The 20,182-nt window shown below is 43.7% G+C and carries 22 protein-coding genes, 1 rRNA gene and 1 other annotated feature; all 23 genes read left to right on the top strand.

Going from position 1 to position 20,182, the window contains the following annotated elements; genetic code table 11:
* A 5S ribosomal RNA gene (gene rrf, locus TY16_RS09340) occupies positions 1–111 on the top strand.
* A gap of 441 nt (positions 112–552) precedes the next feature.
* Positions 553–1,014: a CtsR family transcriptional regulator gene (locus TY16_RS09335; protein ID WP_043931612.1), complete on the top strand. Its 462-nt coding sequence runs from the start codon at positions 553–555 to the stop codon at positions 1,012–1,014.
* Between the two features lie 69 nt (positions 1,015–1,083).
* The gene (locus TY16_RS09330) at positions 1,084–1,632 is read left to right on the top strand and encodes a UvrB/UvrC motif-containing protein (protein ID WP_043931611.1); all 549 of its coding nucleotides are present in this window, start codon (positions 1,084–1,086) and stop codon (positions 1,630–1,632) included.
* A gap of 1 nt (position 1,633) precedes the next feature.
* A complete protein-coding gene (locus tag TY16_RS09325) occupies positions 1,634–2,704 on the top strand; it encodes a protein arginine kinase (RefSeq protein ID WP_043931609.1) in 1,071 nt (356 codons plus the stop codon).
* A 13-nt stretch (positions 2,705–2,717) separates the two neighbouring features.
* Positions 2,718–5,156: an ATP-dependent protease ATP-binding subunit ClpC gene (gene clpC, locus TY16_RS09320; protein ID WP_043931608.1), complete on the top strand. Its 2,439-nt coding sequence runs from the start codon at positions 2,718–2,720 to the stop codon at positions 5,154–5,156.
* Positions 5,157–5,462: 306 nt separating this feature from the next.
* Positions 5,463–6,836, top strand: a complete 1,374-nt coding sequence (radA, locus tag TY16_RS09315) for a DNA repair protein RadA (protein WP_043931607.1) — start codon at positions 5,463–5,465, stop codon at positions 6,834–6,836.
* A 112-nt stretch (positions 6,837–6,948) separates the two neighbouring features.
* Complete coding sequence (locus TY16_RS09310) at positions 6,949–8,031, top strand: PIN/TRAM domain-containing protein (protein ID WP_043931606.1); 1,083 nt, start codon at positions 6,949–6,951, stop codon at positions 8,029–8,031.
* A gap of 208 nt (positions 8,032–8,239) precedes the next feature.
* Positions 8,240–8,923: a 2-C-methyl-D-erythritol 4-phosphate cytidylyltransferase gene (gene ispD, locus TY16_RS09305; RefSeq protein ID WP_043931604.1), complete on the top strand. Its 684-nt coding sequence runs from the start codon at positions 8,240–8,242 to the stop codon at positions 8,921–8,923.
* Positions 8,924–8,982: 59 nt separating this feature from the next.
* Complete coding sequence (gene ispF / locus TY16_RS09300; protein ID WP_043931603.1) at positions 8,983–9,459, top strand: 2-C-methyl-D-erythritol 2,4-cyclodiphosphate synthase; 477 nt, start codon at positions 8,983–8,985, stop codon at positions 9,457–9,459.
* 110 nt (positions 9,460–9,569) lie between these two features.
* A complete protein-coding gene (gltX, locus tag TY16_RS09295) occupies positions 9,570–11,027 on the top strand; it encodes a glutamate--tRNA ligase (protein ID WP_043931602.1) in 1,458 nt (485 codons plus the stop codon).
* Positions 11,028–11,444: 417 nt separating this feature from the next.
* A complete protein-coding gene (cysE, locus tag TY16_RS09290; protein WP_043931600.1) occupies positions 11,445–12,092 on the top strand; it encodes a serine O-acetyltransferase in 648 nt (215 codons plus the stop codon).
* A gap of 1 nt (position 12,093) precedes the next feature.
* On the top strand, positions 12,094–13,491 hold the full coding sequence (gene cysS, locus TY16_RS09285; protein WP_043931599.1) for a cysteine--tRNA ligase: 1,398 nt from the start codon (positions 12,094–12,096) through the stop codon (positions 13,489–13,491).
* A gap of 3 nt (positions 13,492–13,494) precedes the next feature.
* Positions 13,495–13,923, top strand: coding sequence for a Mini-ribonuclease 3 (locus TY16_RS09280; protein ID WP_043931598.1), 429 nt, complete (start codon positions 13,495–13,497; stop codon positions 13,921–13,923).
* Positions 13,916–14,659, top strand: a complete 744-nt coding sequence (gene rlmB, locus TY16_RS09275) for a 23S rRNA (guanosine(2251)-2'-O)-methyltransferase RlmB (RefSeq protein ID WP_043931597.1) — start codon at positions 13,916–13,918, stop codon at positions 14,657–14,659. Before TY16_RS09280 ends, rlmB begins: the two co-directional genes overlap by 8 nt.
* A gap of 2 nt (positions 14,660–14,661) precedes the next feature.
* Positions 14,662–15,171, top strand: a complete 510-nt coding sequence (locus TY16_RS09270) for an NYN domain-containing protein (RefSeq protein WP_043931595.1) — start codon at positions 14,662–14,664, stop codon at positions 15,169–15,171.
* Between the two features lie 63 nt (positions 15,172–15,234).
* Positions 15,235–15,891, top strand: a complete 657-nt coding sequence (sigH, locus tag TY16_RS09265) for an RNA polymerase sporulation sigma factor SigH (protein ID WP_269320341.1) — start codon at positions 15,235–15,237, stop codon at positions 15,889–15,891.
* Between the two features lie 107 nt (positions 15,892–15,998).
* Positions 15,999–16,148 (top strand): 50S ribosomal protein L33, encoded by a 150-nt coding sequence (gene rpmG / locus TY16_RS09260; protein WP_043931593.1) that lies wholly within the window; start codon positions 15,999–16,001, stop codon positions 16,146–16,148.
* 44 nt (positions 16,149–16,192) lie between these two features.
* Positions 16,193–16,384: a preprotein translocase subunit SecE gene (gene secE, locus TY16_RS09255; protein WP_043931592.1), complete on the top strand. Its 192-nt coding sequence runs from the start codon at positions 16,193–16,195 to the stop codon at positions 16,382–16,384.
* A 188-nt stretch (positions 16,385–16,572) separates the two neighbouring features.
* Positions 16,573–17,106, top strand: coding sequence for a transcription termination/antitermination protein NusG (nusG, locus tag TY16_RS09250; protein ID WP_043931590.1), 534 nt, complete (start codon positions 16,573–16,575; stop codon positions 17,104–17,106).
* A gap of 385 nt (positions 17,107–17,491) precedes the next feature.
* Positions 17,492–17,917 (top strand): 50S ribosomal protein L11, encoded by a 426-nt coding sequence (gene rplK / locus TY16_RS09240; protein WP_043931588.1) that lies wholly within the window; start codon positions 17,492–17,494, stop codon positions 17,915–17,917.
* A gap of 206 nt (positions 17,918–18,123) precedes the next feature.
* On the top strand, positions 18,124–18,822 hold the full coding sequence (gene rplA, locus TY16_RS09235; protein WP_043931587.1) for a 50S ribosomal protein L1: 699 nt from the start codon (positions 18,124–18,126) through the stop codon (positions 18,820–18,822).
* Positions 18,823–18,869: 47 nt separating this feature from the next.
* Positions 18,870–19,011, top strand: a sequence feature (ribosomal protein L10 leader region).
* A 34-nt stretch (positions 19,012–19,045) separates the two neighbouring features.
* Positions 19,046–19,546 carry a 50S ribosomal protein L10 gene (rplJ, locus tag TY16_RS09230; RefSeq protein ID WP_043931586.1) on the top strand — a complete coding sequence of 167 codons (501 nt, stop codon included), beginning with the start codon at positions 19,046–19,048 and terminating at the stop codon, positions 19,544–19,546.
* Between the two features lie 55 nt (positions 19,547–19,601).
* On the top strand, positions 19,602–19,964 hold the full coding sequence (gene rplL, locus TY16_RS09225; RefSeq protein WP_043931584.1) for a 50S ribosomal protein L7/L12: 363 nt from the start codon (positions 19,602–19,604) through the stop codon (positions 19,962–19,964).
* Positions 19,965–20,182: the final 218 nt, after the last annotated feature.

Genomic DNA, 20,182 nt, shown 5'->3' with positions numbered 1-20,182 from the left:
AGTTATGGCGAGAAGGCCACACCCGTTCCCATCCCGAACACGGAAGTTAAGCTTCTCAGCGCCGATGGTAGTTGGGGCGTAAGCCCCTGTAAGAGTAGGACGCTGCCGGGCAACAAGTAAAGGGCAACCCAACACGGGTTGCCCTTTTTCGTATGCTTCTGAATAATAAATATAAGAGTATAGAAGCGCGTGAGGTACCACTATTATTATTAAGAATTCCTATCCCATCATATCCTAATTGTTGTAACCTCACAATATTATCTTTGAAAGCATACTCCACTAACATTAACTGCTATCGGTAAAGCCTGCCAACAGGAAATGAGGTTTCTTCCAAACCTACAATGCTCATCTCATTAAAGTCTAAAGTTTGATTTTACAAAAAAAGGGGTAGAAGAAAAATTCCCCCTCCCCAAATCCAAATATAATAATTCCCCCTAGTTTCATCATCCTAAGATTTGGAGAAAATATCAGTAAATCAAAAAATTGCACCTACATACTCGCGTAATGTATAATTAATGTCAAAGATAGTCAAAGTCAGAAGGGGGTGGCAATTTGAGAAATATCTCTGACATCATTGAAAACTATTTAAAACAAGTACTTGAGCTAAGTGATGAAGATTTGGTGGAAATCAAGAGGAGTGAAATAGCAGATAAATTTCAATGCGTCCCTTCCCAAATCAACTACGTCATCAATACCAGATTTACTATCGAAAGAGGATATATTGTAGAGAGTAAACGTGGCGGTGGCGGCTATATCCGGATTATGAAGGTCCAATCAAACGACCATGCCCATCTGCTCGATCATGTATTATCGATAATCCGAGATCAGGTTAGCCAGCATGCGGCGGAAGGCGTAATTTACCGGCTTGTTGAAGAGGACGTCATCACTCATCGTGAAGCTAAAATCATGCTTAGCGTTATAGACAGATCAATTTTATATATAGACCTGCCATACAGAGATGAACTAAGAGCCCGCATGCTTAAGGCAATGCTGACCACGTTGAAGTATAAGTAGAGAATAAAGCTAAACGCTGGACAACTCCACTGTATAAAGTATAGAGAAGAGAATGCTAGAGGTGAGAATATGATATGTGATGAATGTAATCAACGACCTGCAACCATGCATTTTACAAGAGTGGTAAATGGAGAGAAAACCGAGGTTCATCTATGTCAGCAATGCGCTCAAGAAAAAGGCGAAATGTTCATGATGCAAGGTGGTTCGGGGTTTTCTTTAAATAATTTGCTTGCAGGCTTGTTGAACTTTGAAAATACCTATCAACATCAGGGGCATGGTGCAATAGATAAAGAGGAGTTCATACAATGCCCATCTTGCTCAATGACGTTCCCTCAATTTGTAAAGGCGGGCCGGTTCGGCTGCACGGCGTGCTATGAAGCGTTCTCGGGACAATTAAAACCAATTATAAGAAGGGTCCACGGAGGCAATTGGAAGCATCATGGAAAAATACCCAAACGAGTAGGCGGTACACTGCATATTCGGAGACAATTGGAAGAGTCCAAGCAGAGGCTTAAAGACCTTATAACAAAAGAAGAGTTTGAAAAGGCGGCAAAAGTGCGGGATGAAATCCGATCGCTTGAGAATTTGATTAAGGGCACAAGCGAGGGAGGGGAATAACGTGTCACTGGAGAACTTTTTAAGTAATGCAGTAAGTTCTTGGATGAATGAGGATGGCCCGGACTCTGACATAGTATTGAGTTCGCGGATCAGGCTGGCAAGAAATCTATCTGATTATAAATTTCCAACTATGCTTTCCAATGAAGAGGGAAATGAAATTATTAAAAGATTTGAATCGATGATCCCTTCCAGTCCGACCCGATTAGGCAGGATGGAATTATTAAATATGCAGGACATTAACCCTCTTCAAAAAAGGGTTCTAGTTGAAAAACATTTAATTAGCCCAAACCTTGCTGAAGATTCTCCATACGGGGCATGTGTGCTGTCTGAAAATGAAGAAGTTAGCATTATGATTAACGAAGAGGACCATATTCGAATACAGTGCTTATTCCCGGGCTTTCAACTAGCTAAAGCTCTAGAGGCGGCAAATGAGATAGATGATTGGATTGAACAGCAAATCGAATACGCATATAGTGAAGAACATGGTTATCTTACAAGTTGCCCAACGAATGTCGGTACCGGGTTGCGGGCGTCCGTTATGATGCATTTGCCAGGGCTTGTGTTAACAAAGCAAATAAATAATATTATTCCAGCAATAAACCAGCTTGGCTTGGTTGTTAGAGGCATATATGGTGAAGGAAGCCAGGCGCTCGGCAATATCTTTCAGATTTCAAACCAAATCACGCTTGGAAAATCTGAGGAAGATATTGTTGAGGACTTAATTAGCGTTGTGAGCCAGCTTATTGCCCAGGAAAGGTCTGCCCGCGACGCATTAGAGAAAACTTACAACATACAATTAGAAGATAGAGTTTACCGTTCATTTGGAGTTTTGTCGAATAGCAGAATAATTGAAACAAAAGAGGCTGCAAAGTGTTTATCCGATGTTAGGTTGGGAATTGATATGGGGTATATAAAAAATGTGTCAAGAACGATTTTGAATGAACTTATGATATTAACACAGCCCGGATTCCTCCAATTATATTCAGGCGGACCTTTACGGCCTGAAGAAAGGGACATCCGAAGAGCTTGCCTTATAAGAGAACGATTAAAACTTGAATTGGATACTAATTGAGGAGGAATCGATTATGATGTTTGGCCGTTTTACAGAAAGAGCCCAAAAGGTACTCGCATTGGCCCAGGAAGAAGCCATTCGGCTAGGCCATAATAATATTGGCACCGAACATATTTTATTAGGCCTCGTCCGGGAGGGAGAAGGAATTGCAGCCAAAGCACTTTATGGCTTAGGCCTGGGATCTGAAAAAATCCAGAAGGAAGTAGAGACTCTTATTGGCCGAGGACAAGAAATACCGCAAACCATCCATTACACACCAAGGGCCAAAAAGGTAATTGAGCTTTCGATGGATGAAGCGCGGAAACTGGGGCATTCTTATGTCGGTACTGAACATATTCTCCTGGGGCTTATTCGTGAAGGTGAAGGAGTAGCAGCAAGGGTTCTTAATAACCTTGGTGTCAGCTTGAACAAAGCGCGCCAGCAGGTTCTCCAGCTGCTGGGCAGTAATGAATCCGGTGGTCACCCTGGGAGCACGTCTGTTAGTGCAAATACACCTACTCTTGATGGCCTGGCAAGGGATTTGACAGCTATTGCAAGAGAAGGCAGCCTGGATCCCGTAATTGGCCGAAGCAAGGAAATTCAGCGAGTCATCGAAGTATTAAGCCGTAGAACGAAAAATAACCCTGTCCTCATTGGTGAGCCAGGGGTAGGTAAAACAGCAATTGCCGAAGGTCTGGCCCAGCAAATTGTTAATAATGAAGTTCCAGAGATCCTTCGGGATAAACGGGTTATGACACTTGATATGGGAACAGTGGTTGCCGGAACAAAATACCGTGGTGAATTCGAAGACCGACTGAAAAAAGTAATGGATGAAATCAGGCAGGCAGGAAATATCATACTTTTCATTGATGAACTGCATACATTAATTGGAGCCGGGGGAGCTGAAGGCGCGATTGATGCATCGAACATACTGAAGCCATCGCTTGCTCGTGGTGAACTCCAATGTATCGGTGCGACAACACTTGATGAATACCGTAAATATATTGAAAAGGATGCCGCTCTTGAACGCCGCTTCCAGCCGATTCGGGTAGATGAACCGACTGCAGAAGAATCTGTTCAAATTCTGCAAGGGCTGCGTGACCGCTATGAGGCACACCATCGTGTAACTATTACTGATGAAGCCATCGAGGCAGCCGTCAAATTTTCAGACCGCTATATCTCAGACCGTTTCCTGCCGGATAAAGCAATCGACCTGATTGATGAGGCTGGCTCGAAGGTAAGACTGAGGTCATATACAACACCTCCAAATCTTAAAGAATTGGAAATGAAGCTTGACGAAGTCCGTAAAGAAAAGGATGCCTCAGTCCAAAGTCAGGAATTCGAGAAGGCAGCTTCTCTGAGGGATTCTGAACAACGCCTTCGCGAACAGCTTGAGGAAACAAAGAAGAGTTGGAAAGAACAGCAAGGCAAGGAAAATAGTGAAGTGACAGTTGATGATATTGCTCATGTTGTGGCAAGCTGGACGGGAATACCGGTTTCAAGGCTTGCACAGACTGAGACAGAAAAGCTTTTGAACCTTGAAGAAATCCTTCATTCCAGGGTAATTGGCCAAGAGGAGGCAGTCAAGGCTGTATCAAAGGCCGTCCGCCGGGCGCGTGCTGGATTAAAGGATCCAAAAAGGCCAATCGGTTCATTCATTTTCCTTGGGCCAACTGGTGTTGGTAAAACTGAACTAGCCAGGGCACTTGCTGAAGCAATGTTCGGTGATGAGGATGCAATGATCCGGATTGATATGTCTGAGTACATGGAGAAGCATTCAACTTCCCGTCTGGTTGGCTCACCTCCAGGTTATGTCGGTTATGAAGAGGGCGGCCAGCTCACTGAAAAAGTTCGCCGCAAACCGTATTCAGTTGTACTTCTTGATGAGATAGAAAAAGCCCATCCGGATGTATTCAATATCCTTTTGCAGGTATTGGAGGATGGACGCCTGACTGATTCCAAAGGCCGTACAGTTGACTTCAGGAATACAGTGTTAATTATGACTTCCAACGTCGGTGCTGATGCGCTTAGACGAAATAAATATGTCGGCTTTACCGTTCAGGATGGAGAACAGGATTATAAGGACATGAAGGGCAAAGTATTAGAGGAATTGAAGAAAGCCTTCCGTCCGGAATTCCTTAACCGCATTGATGAAATGATCGTATTCCATTCACTGGAACGGAAGCATCTGAACGAAATTGTTACACTTATGTCTGACCAGCTAGTCAAGCGCTTGAAAGAACAGGATATTACTCTCAAACTTACAGATGCAGCCAAAGAAAAAATTTCTGAGGAGGGCTATGACCCGGAATATGGGGCAAGACCATTGCGCAGGGCAATCCAGAAGCATATTGAAGATCGTCTGTCTGAGGAATTGCTTAAAGGTACATTATTGACTGGCCAGCATGTTATAATTGATGCAGATAATGGCGAGTTCACTGTGAAAACAGCAGCCGAGGAACCTGTCCAGTAAAGTGAAACTTAATCGGTAGCTGGCTTTATCGCCACACTGATTGTCAGTCGCGCATGGCCCGAATGAATTTTCTAAAGGCTTAAGCCAGAGAAAAATCATATTTCATCAACCGGGCTTTTACGGGAAGCTGGTCCCCCACACTTTCCCCAAATAAATTGGGGGGTCTTACTGCCTGTTAATGCGGGGTAAGTTCTGCTCCAACTGTGATTTCATAGTAATCCAGGGAGGTACACGCATATTTATCTGGCGGTACCTCCCTGTTTTTTTGAAAATTACCGGCAGATAAAAGATAATGGAGAGGGTCTAATGGCAAAGCGAAAAACAAAGTTTATATGTAATAATTGTGGATACGAATCACCAAAATGGATGGGGAAATGTCCAGGTTGTGGCGAATGGAACACTATGGTAGAGGAAGTCGAGCCTGCAGCAACCGGGAGAAGAGGAGCCTTCTCCCATACCCAGGGAACAGCATCCAAGGCCGTTCCTATTACATCGGTTGAAACGGTTAGTGAACCAAGAATTTTTACAAATATGGCTGAATTGAACCGTGTTCTCGGTGGCGGGATCGTTAAAGGATCCTTAGTCCTTATAGGGGGTGACCCGGGTATAGGGAAATCTACACTCTTGCTGCAAGTATCCTCCGAGCTTGCCCAAAAGGAGCATACCGTCCTCTATATATCGGGTGAAGAGTCCCTGCGTCAAACAAAGCTCCGTTCTGAACGGATCGGTATAGCTTCAGAAAACTTGCTCGTATATTCTGAGACAAACCTTGAAGAAATTAACCGGACAATTGAACAGACAAATCCTGAATTTGTAATCGTCGATTCGATTCAGACTATTTTTCATCCAGAGGTTACCTCCGCACCGGGCAGTGTCTCCCAAGTAAGGGAATGCACATCCGAATTAATGAGGATTGGCAAAACAAAAGGCATTGCCATTTTTATTGTTGGACATGTCACAAAGGAAGGGAACATTGCAGGTCCAAGGCTCTTGGAACATATGGTTGATACTGTCCTATACTTTGAGGGTGAGCGGCACCATACGTACCGGATACTCCGAGCTGTTAAAAACCGCTTTGGATCCACAAATGAAATGGGCATTTTTGAAATGAAGGAAGCCGGCCTTGAGGAAGTAGAAAACCCTTCAGAAATATTTTTGGAAGAGCGGTCAAGAGGCGCCGCGGGATCGACTGTGGTAGCTTCCATGGAGGGGACCAGACCGGTACTTGTTGAAATTCAGGCATTGATTTCACCGACCAGCTTTGGCAATCCAAGGAGGATGGCGACAGGAATAGACCATAATCGCGTTCCCCTGTTAATGGCAGTACTTGAAAAAAGGGTAGGGATGCTTCTCCAAAACCAGGATGCTTATCTAAAGGTGGCAGGCGGTGTCAAGCTTGATGAACCAGCAATTGACCTTGCTGTGGCTGTTTCGATAGCGTCAAGCTTTAGGGATAAGCCGACCCAATCAACGGATTGCATTATTGGTGAAGTGGGTCTTACGGGTGAAGTGAGACGTGTGTCAAGAATAGAACAGCGGGTGCAAGAAGCAGCAAAGCTGGGTTTTGAAAGAGTCATTCTTCCTGCTAATAATCTAGGCGGCTGGACCGCGCCAAAGGGCCTGGAACTTATAGGGGTATCAACAGTGAGCCAAGCCTTAAAGGCTGCACTGGGTGAATAACCGTCCCAGGGGACCGATATTTTTGGGAGAGATGTTTTGTTTGAAAAAACGTGGCATATTTAAGGTTTCAATTCAGTGTTTTTGTTTATAATGAGTAAAAGGAGGTGAGGGAATGTTAAAACGTATCGTTCAAGCAAGTTTCCTGATTATCGGGGGAACCCTTGGGATCTTTACAATTCCGCTCTTATTGAATCTAGTAGGCGCTGACAAATTTCCATGGTTGAATAATTCTTATATGGCAGCCATTATCGGTGCACTTATTTTTTATCTTCTTACTTTTTGGGCTGTTGAATATGTGGTTGACTTTGTGAAATGGCTGGAAGACAGTCTTGTGAAAGTGCCGATAACCGATGTTTTATTTGGGAGTCTTGGACTAACTTTTGGGCTAATTGTCGCTTTTTTAGTCGGCTTTGCGCTTAATGCCATTGAAGTTCCGGTAATTAATACCGTTGCCCCTATCCTATTGACTCTCTTGTTTGGGTATCTAGGCTTTCAGGTGGGATTTAAAAAACGGGATGAACTAATGAATCTCTTTGGCAGCAAAAAGAAAAAGACAACAGAAGAGGAACAGGACAAACCATTCAAACATTCTCTTAAAATATTGGATACAAGTGTAATTATTGATGGGCGAGTTGCTGATATCTGCCAAACTGGTTTCCTTGAGGGCACGATTGTCATTCCAAGGTTTGTCCTTCAGGAGCTTCAGCATATTGCTGATTCTTCTGATGTCCTAAAACGAAATCGGGGACGGCGTGGGCTTGATATCCTAAATCGGATACAAAAAGAAATTGCTGTAAACGTAGAAATTAATGAAAAGGATTACGAGGAAATACAGGAAGTAGACAGCAAGCTTGTTAAACTTGCAAAAGATACCGGAGGCATCCTTGTAACCAATGATTTTAATTTGAACAAGGTATGTGAATTCCAGAATGTCTCTGTACTGAATATTAACGACCTTGCCAATGCAGTAAAGCCAGTCGTTCTGCCTGGTGAGGAATTAAATGTTCAAGTCATTAAGGATGGAAAAGAACACCATCAGGGTGTCGCATATCTGGATGATGGAACGATGATTGTAGTTGAGGAAGGCCGGGAATATATCGGAAAACGAATTGATGTACTGGTAACGAGCGTTCTTCAAACATCGGCTGGCAGAATGATTTTTGCAAAGCCAAAGCTTTTGGAAAAGGCCCTTTAATAGCACCCTTTATCCTGTAATACCGGGCAGTAAATCTCTACTTTAGGATTAACTGCCCGTAGAAAAGCCCGGTAGTGAAATAAGGAATTCCTTAGGCATTTAGCCTTTAGGTAAATCAATTGGGATATGCGATGCAAACAATCACTTGGGACGTAAAATACCCGCGGTTGAAAGTTCGCTTGATCTGATAAAAAGGTAGAGGTTTAAAATGGGTTATTACGTTATTCTTCCGGCAGCGGGCCGGGGCAAAAGGATGGGGGCTGATGTAAATAAGCTTCTCCTGGAAGTAGAAGGCATGCCAATCCTCATCCATACCTTGCTTGTTTTTGAAAAAGACAGCCAATGCGACGGATTCGTCCTTGCTATTAATCCACAGGAACGGACAGAAATAGAAGGGCTGCTAAAAACTTACGCTATTAACAAGCCTGCCATATTTGTGGCAGGAGGAGCTGAACGTCAGCAAAGTGTCTTCAATGGCCTGGCCGCGGTTAATTCCAGCCTTGTGCTCGTTCATGATGCAGCCCGTCCTTTTATAACGACGGAGCAAATCTGTAGGCTTCTCGAGACAGCGGAACAGGACGGGGCAGCTGTGCTTGCTGTGCCTGTCAAGGATACTGTCAAAAAAGTAATAGAGGACCGTGTTGTGGAAACGATTGAACGTTCCAGCTTGTGGGCAGTCCAAACCCCACAAGCTTTTCGCATTTCCTTGCTTCGGGAAGCGCATCAGCGAGCGGAGAGAGAAGGATTTCTTGGGACAGATGACGCAAGCCTTGTAGAAAGGCTGGGACATCGCGTTTCTGTGGTATTTGGAGATTACAACAACATTAAGTTGACAACAAAAGAGGACCTGGTCTTTGCTGAAGCCATTATAAGGCAGAAAGGGGCTCGCTGAATGCGGTAGAGAGGTTACCACCAGCAAGCAGATCACGTATAAAAAGGAGATAAACACGTATGTTTAGAATAGGACAGGGATTTGATGTACATCAATTAAAAGAGGGGCGCCCTCTCATTATCGGGGGAATTACAATTCCTTATGAAAAGGGATTAGTTGGGCATTCGGATGCAGACGTCCTTTTGCATACTGTGGCTGATGCATGCCTTGGAGCAATAGGGGAAGGTGATATTGGCAAGCATTTCCCGGATACGGATGAAGCTTTCAAGGATGCAGATTCAGCCAAGCTTCTTGAACAAGTATGGAAGCTAGTAAAAGAACAGGGGTATAGGTTGGTAAACGCAGATTGTACAATTATTGCCCAAAAGCCAAAGATGGCTCCCTATATTGAAGCGATAAGAACGAGAATAGCTGAGTTGCTGGAGGCTGAGCCTAGTCAAATTAATGTGAAGGCAACTACAACCGAGTGGCTTGGTTTTACAGGGCGCGGTGAAGGAATTGCTGCACAGGCTGTGGTTCTTTTAACAAAATCGTAGAATTTGCTGAAAAAACGGATCTGGACATAGACTGCCCACTTTTCGCATTACAGCCAACAATGGTAAAATGAATAGCACAGATTAAACTTGAGCACTTTAGGAGGTTCATTATGTCAAATAAAGTTCGAGTTCGGTATGCTCCAAGCCCGACAGGACATTTACATATCGGAAACGCCCGTACAGCGCTGTTCAATTACTTGTTTGCACGCAGCCAGGGTGGGACATTCATCATCAGGATTGAGGATACCGATAAGAAAAGAAATATCGAGGGCGGCGAACAAAGCCAGTTGAAATATTTGAAGTGGCTGGGGATAGATTGGGATGAAAGTGTCGATAAAGATGGAGATTTCGGCCCGTACAGGCAATCAGAACGCAATCATATTTATGAAGAATACTATACAAAGCTTTTGAGTGATGGCCATGCCTATAAATGTTACTGTACAGAGGAAGAGCTTGAGGCGGAGCGCGAGGAACAGTCGGCGCGCGGGGAAACACCTCATTATTCCGGAAAATGCCGCCATCTTACTAATGAAGATAGGAATCGCATGGAAAGTGAAGGCAGGCAGCCAAGTATCCGCCTTATTGTACCGGAAGGGAAAACATATACCTTCAATGATATGGTTAAAGGCGAAGTATCGTTTGAATCAGAAGGCATGGGTGACTGGGTCATGATTAAGAAGGACGGGACACCAACCTATAACTTTGCAGTTGCCATCGATGACCATCTGATGGAAGTATCCCATGTCCTGCGCGGTGACGATCATATCTCCAACACTCCGAAACAGTTGATGGTGTATGAAGCACTTGGCTGGGAACCGCCAGTATTTGGCCATATGACTCTAATTGTGAATGAAAGCAGGAAGAAGCTGAGCAAGCGGGATGAATCAATCATCCAATTCATTGAACAGTATGAAGAGCTCGGCTATCTACCGGAAGCACTCTTCAACTTTATTGGCCTGCTTGGCTGGTCTCCTGCTGGGGAAGAAGAACTTTTCTCAAAAGAAGAATTTATTGAAAAGTTCGATCCTGCAAGACTTTCTAAATCTCCGGCCCTCTTTGATAAGCAAAAGCTTGCCTGGATGAACAACCAGTATATTAAAAAAGCGGACCTTGATAGGGTCGTCGATATTTCGCTCCCGCATCTTATTAAAGCAGGGTTTGTAAGTGAAAACCTTGTTGGCAAGGAAATGGAATGGGTAGTCAGCCTGATTGGCCTCATGCAGGAAAAAATGAGCTATGGAGCCGAAATTGTCGAGCTATCCGATATATTTTTCCGTGATGATATTAATCCTGATGAGGAAGCAAAGGCAATCCTTTCGGAAGAACAGGTTCCTGAGGTTCTGAGGGCGTTCAATGTTGAACTTGATAAGCTGGAAGAGTTTCAGGCTGAAGGTATTCAGGCTGCAATGAAGGCTGTCCAGAAATCGACTGGCCACAAAGGGAAGAAGTTGTTTATGCCAATCCGAATAGCGACAACCGGACAAACACATGGGCCTGACCTTCCAAAGACACTTGAACTGCTTGGTAAGGAAAAAATTCAAATGAGATTGCTTTCAATTATTAGTTAACAATTGAAGGAAAATGGTATATAGTAGGAGTAATCACATAGCACTAAATCTAAGACGGGGAAAAGTAGGAAAACGATGCTTTAAAGAGAGAACCATCACCGGCTGAAAATGGTTTAAGCCTCTCGATTTTTGAAATGCACCCCTGAGTCCTGTTCCGAACCGGCAAAAGCCCAGTAGGAAGCGGGCGGCACCCTTTCCGTTATAAGGTTTAAGTTGGGGCAAATTCCGCGTATGTATGGAGTGCCCAAACAGAGTGGAACCGCGTGTATTAAGCGTCTCTGTCTATACGGCAGAGGCGTTTTTTTATATAATAAAAGCCTTTTGTGATAGCAGTAATCAAGATATCCCCTAGTTGCCGCTGTCCATTCCCATAAAACTAAGTATACGGGATGTTGGAATCGTTGGGAGGGAGAACAGTTGTTTGGATTATTAAAAGAAGATATAAAAGTTGTTTTCGAGCAGGATCCAGCTGCAAGGACCAAGTTTGAGGTCGTGCTGACATATTCAGGCTTGCATGCGATTTGGTCTCATCGAATCGCACACGCCTTGTTCAAGAGGAAATTTTTCTTTTTGGCCAGGTTGATTTCACAAGTGAGCCGTTTTTTTACAGGCATAGAGATACATCCAGGAGCCCAAATTGGCCGGCGCTTATTTATAGACCATGGTATGGGTGTTGTTATTGGTGAAACCTGCGAAATTGGGAATAATGTTACAGTATACCAAGGAGTTACGCTGGGCGGAACCGGTAAGGAAAAAGGAAAGCGGCATCCGACAGTAAAAGATGGAGCATTGATTGCTGCCGGGGCAAAGGTGCTAGGATCAATAACCGTGGGCGAGCATGCGAAAATCGGAGCCGGGTCAGTTGTTTTAAAGGATGTTCCTGCCCATTCCACTGTTGTTGGAATTCCCGGAAAGATTGTGATCCAAAACGGTGTAAAGATTGGCAGGGAGCTTGATCACACTGATTTGCCAGACCCAACAGCTGACCGTTTTAGAGCGTTGGAAAATGAACTTGCCCGCCTGAAGCAAGAACTGGAAGAGATTAAAGTGAAAGGAGCCAGATAATATGGCTATTCAGTTATACAATACACTCACGCGGAAAAAAGAAACTTTCGTTCCGCTTGAAGAGGGAAAAGTAAAAATGTATGTTTGCGGTCCTACCGTATATAACTATATTCATATTGGTAACTCTCGGCCAGCCATTGTTTTTGATACTGTCAGGAGATACCTTGAATTTCGCGGCTACGATGTAAATTATATTTCTAACTTCACCGATGTCGATGACAAGTTAATTCGGGCAGCGAAAGAGCTTGGAGAAGATGTGCCGACAGTGGCTGACAGATTCATAAATGCATATTTTGAAGATGTTTCTGCACTCGGCTGCAAAAAAGCCGACCATCACCCGCGTGTTATGGAAAATATGGATGTCATCATCGACTTCATCTCAGAATTGGTTAACAAGGATTATGCTTATGAATCTGAAGGGGATGTCTACTTCAGGACCAGGAAGTTTAACGGCTACGGAAAGTTATCGCATCAATCAATTGATGAATTAAAGGTAGGAGCGCGTATTGAGCGTGGTGAAAAAAAACAGGATGCGCTTGACTTCGCTCTCTGGAAGTCGGCAAAAGAAGGCGAGATTTATTGGGAGAGTCCATGGGGAAATGGGCGCCCTGGCTGGCATATCGAATGCTCCGCAATGGCAAAAAAGTATCTTGGGGATACGATTGACATCCATGCCGGCGGACAGGACTTGGCATTTCCGCATCATGAAAATGAAATAGCCCAATCGGAAGCACTCAATGCAAAAACATTTGCACGCTATTGGATGCATAATGGGTATATCAACATTGATAATGAGAAAATGTCAAAATCACTTGGGAACTTTGTGCTTGTCCATGACATTATCAAACAGCATGATCCACAGGTTCTTCGGTTCTTTATGTTATCTGTTCATTATCGGAACCCAATTAACTATAGTGAAGAATTACTTGAAAATACAAAGACTGCATTTGAGAGACTCAAGACTTCCTATCAAAACCTTCAGCACAGGCTCGATTCGAGTAGCGGCTTGACCTCTAACAATGCAGAGTGGATTGCGGAAGTTGACAGATTGAGGGAACAATTTATCCGGGAGATGGACGATGATTTTAATACTGCAAATGCTGTTTCCGTCTTGTTTGACCTGTCAAAGCAGGCAAACCAATATCTCCTTGAAAAGAATACATCAGTCGAAGTAATTAACCGATTTATTACAGAGTTTGATCAGCTTTTCGAGGTGCTGGGCCTAAAAATAGCTACCGAGGAACTGCTTGATGAAGAAGTTGAGTTATTGATAGAAAAACGCAATCAGGCAAGGAAGGAACGGAATTTCCAGCTCTCGGATGAAATCAGAGACCAACTGAAAGCAATGAATATAATACTGGAAGATACGCCTCAGGGTACCCGATGGAAAAGAGGCTGACACATGCTCGAATATGAAACAACAATAGATGAAAAACAGCTTAATAGCCTTGCGCTGGCTTATATAGGAGATGCGGTTTTTGAGGTGTATGTACGGCGCCATCTGCTCCAGGCCGGTACTGTCCGGCCGCATCGCCTCCATGTCGAAGCAACAAAATTTGTTTCTGCAAAGGCGCAATCTCGGGTTTTATACTTTTTTCTTGAAGAAAAGTTTTTAACAGAGGAAGAACTGACAGTCGTTAAAAGAGGAAGAAATGCCAAGTCGGGTTCTGTCCCTAAAAACACAGATGTAGTAACGTACCGTCATAGCACCGCCTTTGAAGCATTAATGGGCTTTTTATACCTGGGAGGCAAGATAGAACGGCTTGAGGAAGTAATTAAAGCAGCATTTGACTATGTAGAGGACATGATAGGGAGGAAAAAGGATGAGTGAAGATATAATCATTGGTAAAAACCCGGTCCTTGAAGCCTTAAGGTCGCATCGTGATATCAACAAAATCCTAATAGCAGAAGGTTCCCAGCGCGGCCAAATGCACCAAATAACGGAACTTGCTAAAGAAGCGAATGCCATCGTTCAATATGTTCCAAAGAAAAAGATCGACCAATTGACGGATGGAAACCACCAAGGAGTCCTGGCATATGTCGCAGCATATAAATACGCTGAGGTGGACGACCTCTTTAAAGCGGCGAGGGAAAAAGGGGAGGAACCATTCTTCCTTATTCTTGATGAAGTCGAGGACCCGCATAACCTTGGATCTATTATGCGCACCGCGGATGCGGTTGGGGCGCATGGCATCATCATTCCCAAACGCCGCGCGGTCGGCCTTACCTCTACGGTTTCCAAAGCTTCTACCGGGGCAATTGAATATGTACCAGTAGCCAGGGTTACCAATTTAGCGAGGACAATTGAGGAATTAAAGGAACAAGGCGTCTGGATAGCAGGAACCGATGCAAAGGGAAGCAAGGATTATAGGCAACAGGACTTTACCCTTCCTTTGGGCCTTGTCATCGGCAGCGAAGGAAAAGGGATGGGGAGACTTATCAGAGAAAAATGTGACTTTCTTGTTCATTTGCCGATGGCAGGCAAGGTTACATCACTGAATGCCTCTGTTGCTGCTGCTTTGCTAATGTACGAGGTTTACCGGAGTCGCCATCCGCTTGGAGGCTAGAAATGGATATCCTTCTTGTTGATGGTTACAACATCATTGGAGCCTGGCCTGAATTAAAGGACCTGAAAATTAAGGATCTTCCTGCGGCAAGGGACAGGCTTGTGGAATTGATGGCTGAATATCAAGGTTACACTGGCTATAGGGTTATTGTTGTTTTTGATGCCCAATATGTGCAGGGAATCGCAAAAAAGTATAGGAATCATCAAGTTGAGGTTATTTTTACAAAGGAAAATGAAACTGCCGACGAAAGAATTGAAAAAATGGCCATTCAACTGGGCAATCGGAAAACACAGATTCATGTTGCTACCTCCGATTTTACTGAGCAATGGGCCATTTTTGGACAAGGTGCCTTAAGGAAATCAGCGCGTGAGCTTATGATTGAGATGAATGTTCTTTCAAAAAAGATTGAAAAAAGAGTTCAGCGGATTCAGGAAAAGAAACCCCCGATCCGAATCCCAATTAGTGAAGAAATGGCAGAAATATTTGAAAAATGGCGCAGAGGCCAAAAATGACCGTTGACGCTGAAAAAACCAGTACTGTATAATATTTCTATCTATGCATGTGCATGCGGAGGGATCTCAGTGGGTGTGGATGTAAGAGCGAGGGCAGGCAACAGTTTTCTGGCCATGGAAGACGAAGAGATTGTTTATTTAGTGCATAGTGGAGATAGCGATGCCCTGGATTACTTAATCCACAAATACCGCAACTTTGTCCGGGCAAAGGCACGTTCGTATTTCTTGATTGGTGCAGACAAGGAGGATATCGTCCAGGAAGGGATGATAGGCCTGTATAAGGCAATCCGGGATTTCAAGGACGATAAGCTGACATCCTTCAAGGCGTTTGCTGAACTATGTATTACAAGGCAAATCATTACTGCGATTAAAACAGCGACAAGGCAAAAGCATATTCCGCTAAATTCTTATGTATCGTTGGACAAGCCTATTTTTGATGATGAAAGCGACCGGACCTTGATGGATGTTTTAAGTGGTGCCAAGGTAATGGACCCAGAACAGTTGTTTATCAATCAGGAAGAATACGACCATATTGAAGTGAAAATGGGTGAGCTTTTGAGTGACCTGGAGCGCCAGGTTTTGGCATTATATCTCGATGGCCAATCGTACCAGGAAATATCAGAAGGGCTTAACAGGCATGTGAAATCAATTGACAATGCCCTTCAGCGTGTAAAAAGAAAGCTGGAGCGATACCTTGAACTCCGTGAATACTCACATTGATTCATAAAGGCTTTTATTTTGTAAGGAAACCAGTTCCATGCCGTATTGACAGTTATTGGTCCTCATGTTACAGTTTTATAGACAAAAAAATGGCAGCAGGTGTCGATATGGCGAAAAAAGCAGTTCTTGCCTGTGCCGCTTGTGGTTCACGGAATTACACCGTTACAGCAAGCAGCCGGGTTAAGGATGAACGGCTTGAGTTAAAAAAGTTTTGCAAAACCTGTAACGCTTCGACGGTTCACAAAGAAACCAGATAGAGGCGATGAGGGATTGTTCATAAGGATAGATGGGGGTTACAAACATGAATTTTTTCCGTGGAATTCCTAATTTTTTTCGTGAAGTCGCCCGTGAAATGAGGAAAGTAAGCTGGCCGAGGCGCAAGGAGCTTACACGCTATACTATTACAGTTATTACCACGGTCGCTGTTTTTGCTGTATTCTTTGCGATTGTCGATTTGGGAATTTCAAAGGTTATCCGCTTAATTCTTGAATAAGTAATGCTTGTTCATGGTATAATGGAAAATAATGCAGGAAATTATTACAAAGCCCGGTAAAAACGGGTTTTTTCATTTGTCCTAAAAGTTCGAGTGGCTGGGGCGTCCGTATACCTGCCACTATTTTAGGATGGTAAGGCGATAAAGGAAGAAAAAATGCAGGGAGGGACGGACGTTAGTCCTTGAAAATGGAAAAGAACTGGTATGTAGTCCATACGTACTCCGGCTATGAAAATAAGGTAAAAGCAAACCTTGAGAAACGTGTTGAATCAATGGGTATGCAGGATAAGATTTTTCGAGTTGTTGTACCGGAAGAGGAAGAAACAGATATTAAGAATGGTAAAAAGAAAGTTGTCAAAAAGAAAGTGTTCCCGGGATATGTGCTTGTTGAGATTGTCATGACAGACGACTCTTGGTATGTAGTTCGAAATACTCCAGGCGTTACCGGGTTTGTTGGTTCGGCAGGCTCTGGATCAAAGCCGACGCCACTTCTGCCAGAAGAGGTTACCATGATTTTGAAACGAATGGGCTTCGAAGAGAAGCGGGTTGATCTTAACTTTGAGATTGGGGAAACTGTCAAGGTTAAAGAAGGTCCTTTTACAAACAAGACCGGTATTATCGAAGAGATGGACAAAACCAAATCCAAGCTTCGTGTACTAGTTGACATGTTCGGCCGTGATACTCCGGTTGAACTAGATGTATCCCAGGTTGACAAACTATAGGTACGATTTTATCGGTGGCGATCTTCCACTGACGGTCAGACACGCAAAGGATTTTTCTTAAGGTTGACCCGTAGTGAAATCCTGCTTTGCCTATCAGGTATTTTTAGTTAATTACCAGAGTTAACGGTATTTTTAAAGGACTGCATGTAGCTGAAGCTTGAGGCGAAGGAATACTTTTTGTTGATGGCAGTCAAGAAAAACAAATCCAATTTGTAAAATAACTTGAAATCACCAGTGAAAAGTGGTAACATTTCAAAGGTCAGTATGTCTTGGACAATAAACCGGACATTTGCCATGCCTTTATTCTCTAATAAAGGCTTTTATATGAGTGGGAGGGGTAGAACCCCTATTACCACATCACGGACTTTTTAAGGAGGTGTGTCTCGTGGCTAAAAAAGTAATTAAGATGGTTAAATTGCAAATTCCTGCTGGAAAAGCTAACCCTGCGCCGCCGGTTGGTCCTGCATTGGGTCAAGCTGGTGTTAATATCATGGGATTCTGTAAGGAATTTAACGCTCGTACAGCGGACCAAGCAGGTCTGATCATTCCTGTTGAAATTACGGTTTTTGAAGACCGTTCATTTACATTTATTACGAAAACCCCTCCAGCTGCAGTTCTATTGAAAGTTGCAGCCGGAATCCAGTCTGGTTCAGGCCAGCCTAACCGTAATAAAGTAGCAACAGTTAAGCGCGACAAGGTGCGCGAGATTGCTGAACAGAAAATGCCTGACCTGAATGCGGCCAGCGTTGAAGCAGCAATGCGCATGGTTGAAGGTACTGCGCGCAGCATGGGTATTGTCATCGAAGACTAATCCCTGCTAGTTCTGTGAGATGATGGGGTTGCGTAGCTGATTGGCACACGCAACCTTTATTCTGTCTTGAGGAAACAGTATTTGAAATCATATAGGAATCCTTAGATTTCTCGTCGAACAAAGTTGTGTTCCGAAAGGTGTATCGCACCTTTTAAAAGTGGGAGGTCCAATTCCGTTAAAACCACAAATCAAGGAGGAAATTTAAAATGGCTAAGAAAAGCAAAAAGTATCTTGAAGCTGCTAAGCTTGTAGACCGTACAAAAGCTTATCCGCTTGCTGAAGCAATTGAACTTGCAAAGAAAACTAACTATACTAAATTCGATGCAACTCTTGAAGTTGCCTTCCGTCTTGGCGTAGACCCTAAAAAAGCTGACCAGCAAATTCGTGGAGCAGTAGTGCTTCCGAACGGAACTGGTAAAACTCAGCGTGTCCTCGTTTTCGCTAAAGGCGAAAAAGTGAAGGAAGCTGAAGCAGCTGGTGCAGATTATGTCGGCGATGCAGAGTTCATTACCAAAATCCAACAAGGCTGGTTTGACTTCGATGTTATCGTTGCAACTCCAGACATGATGGGTGAGGTTGGTAAGCTTGGCCGCGTACTAGGACCTAAAGGCCTTATGCCTAACCCAAAAACAGGTACAGTTACATTCGATGTAACTCGAGCTGTTAATGAAATCAAAGCTGGTAAAGTAGAATACCGTGTTGATAAAGCTGGAAACATCCATGTTCCAATCGGTAAAGCTTCTTTCGAAAACGAAAAGCTTGCTGAAAACTTCAAGACTGTTTTCGAAACAATGCTTAAAGCGAAGCCGGCTGCTGCTAAAGGCACTTACATGAAGAACGTAACAGTTGCTTCTACAATGGGCCCTGGCGTAAAAGTAGATCCAGCATCTGTAACAACAAAATAAGATATTGACAAACAGTTATCAATTTGATAAGATTGTTTCTGTTGTTTGAATTTCATACATTTGTACCGAAGACAGCAGGGGCCAAGCGGCTTAATTTCCTGCCGAGGGAATACGATAGAATGAGCCAGTGAAATGGCTATTGTATTATGCCTCCATGTCTTACGGATATGGAGGCTTTTATTTGCCCGGTATAAATGCCATTAATTCCACAGGAGGTGTAATAATGAGCAGCGCTATTGAACAAAAGAAACTGATCGTCGATGAAATCGCCGACAAATTCAAAAACAGCGTTACATCCGTAGTTGTTGATTACCGCGGATTGAATGTTGCCGAAGTAACTGAGCTTCGTAAACAACTTCGCGAAGCAGGTGTCGAGTTCAAGGTTTACAAGAACTCAATGACTCGCCGCGCGGCTGAAGCGAATGGCTTTGAAGGATTGAACGAGTCTTTGACTGGTCCTAATGCTATTGCATTCAGTAATGAAGATGTTGTAGCTCCAGCAAAAATCATTAACGATTTTGCTAAAAAACATGAGGCTCTTGAAATCAAGGCTGGTGTTATCGAAGGAAACATTGCAACTGTAGCGGAAATTCAGGCTCTTGCAGAGCTACCATCCCGCGAAGGCTTGCTTTCCATGCTCCTCAGCGTGCTTCAAGCACCTATCCGCAATCTTGCTCTTGCTACAAAGGCTGTTGCAGAACAGAAAGAAGAACAAGGCGCGTAAGCTAAACGTTTTCGCTTTACAATAAACCAAACAAATTTAAGGAGGAACTTCCACAATGACTAAAGAACAAATCATTGAAGCGGTTAAGTCCATGACTGTATTGGAACTTAACGACCTAGTAAAAGCAATCGAAGAAGAATTTGGCGTAACTGCAGCTGCACCTGTAGCTGTTGCTGGTGGCGCTGCTGGCCCAGTTGCCGAAGAGCAAACTGAGTTTGATGTAATTCTTGCATCTGCTGGCGACCAGAAAATCAAAGTTATCAAGGTTGTTCGTGAAATCACAGGCCTTGGACTTAAAGAAGCAAAAGATCTTGTTGACAACACTCCAAAGGCAATCAAAGAAGGCGTTTCTAAAGAAGATGCTGAAGCTATCAAAGCTAAGCTTGATGAAGTTGGAGCTAACGTCGAAGTTAAGTAATTTCTCTAGTGAAAAGCTCGCTGCCAAAGCGGGCTTTTTTGCATGAAAAGCGAAAGCGCCCGTTCAGCGCCGATGGCCTGGAGGGCCGATGAACAGAGTGAATCGATGTTGACTTATCCTAGTAAGGGGACCGAAGGATACTAGGCCCTGGGCGCTGAAGTAGACAAGTAGAAAAGCGAAAGTGCCGTTTTAAGCTAGCCGATGTTTTTTGCTTTTTG

Origin of the sequence: Bacillus sp. EB01 (assembly GCF_000613125.1) — a bacterium.
Lineage (GTDB): Bacteria > Bacillota > Bacilli > Bacillales > Cytobacillaceae > Bacillus_D.
This window is presented reverse-complemented; position numbering and strand designations above follow the sequence as displayed.

Coding starts and splice junctions, on each gene's coding strand:
- TY16_RS09310 (WP_043931606.1), top strand. CDS start 6,949: ATGTTAAAACGTATCGTTCAAGCAAGTTTCCTGATTATCGGGGGAACC.
- TY16_RS09280 (WP_043931598.1), top strand. CDS start 13,495: ATGCTCGAATATGAAACAACAATAGATGAAAAACAGCTTAATAGCCTT.
- rplA (WP_043931587.1), top strand. CDS start 18,124: ATGGCTAAGAAAAGCAAAAAGTATCTTGAAGCTGCTAAGCTTGTAGAC.
- gltX (WP_043931602.1), top strand. CDS start 9,570: ATGTCAAATAAAGTTCGAGTTCGGTATGCTCCAAGCCCGACAGGACAT.
- rlmB (WP_043931597.1), top strand. CDS start 13,916: ATGAGTGAAGATATAATCATTGGTAAAAACCCGGTCCTTGAAGCCTTA.
- ispF (WP_043931603.1), top strand. CDS start 8,983: ATGTTTAGAATAGGACAGGGATTTGATGTACATCAATTAAAAGAGGGG.
- cysS (WP_043931599.1), top strand. CDS start 12,094: ATGGCTATTCAGTTATACAATACACTCACGCGGAAAAAAGAAACTTTC.
- nusG (WP_043931590.1), top strand. CDS start 16,573: ATGGAAAAGAACTGGTATGTAGTCCATACGTACTCCGGCTATGAAAAT.
- TY16_RS09270 (WP_043931595.1), top strand. CDS start 14,662: ATGGATATCCTTCTTGTTGATGGTTACAACATCATTGGAGCCTGGCCT.
- secE (WP_043931592.1), top strand. CDS start 16,193: ATGAATTTTTTCCGTGGAATTCCTAATTTTTTTCGTGAAGTCGCCCGT.
- ispD (WP_043931604.1), top strand. CDS start 8,240: ATGGGTTATTACGTTATTCTTCCGGCAGCGGGCCGGGGCAAAAGGATG.
- TY16_RS09330 (WP_043931611.1), top strand. CDS start 1,084: ATGATATGTGATGAATGTAATCAACGACCTGCAACCATGCATTTTACA.
- clpC (WP_043931608.1), top strand. CDS start 2,718: ATGATGTTTGGCCGTTTTACAGAAAGAGCCCAAAAGGTACTCGCATTG.
- rpmG (WP_043931593.1), top strand. CDS start 15,999: ATGGCGAAAAAAGCAGTTCTTGCCTGTGCCGCTTGTGGTTCACGGAAT.
- radA (WP_043931607.1), top strand. CDS start 5,463: ATGGCAAAGCGAAAAACAAAGTTTATATGTAATAATTGTGGATACGAA.
- rplL (WP_043931584.1), top strand. CDS start 19,602: ATGACTAAAGAACAAATCATTGAAGCGGTTAAGTCCATGACTGTATTG.
- rplJ (WP_043931586.1), top strand. CDS start 19,046: ATGAGCAGCGCTATTGAACAAAAGAAACTGATCGTCGATGAAATCGCC.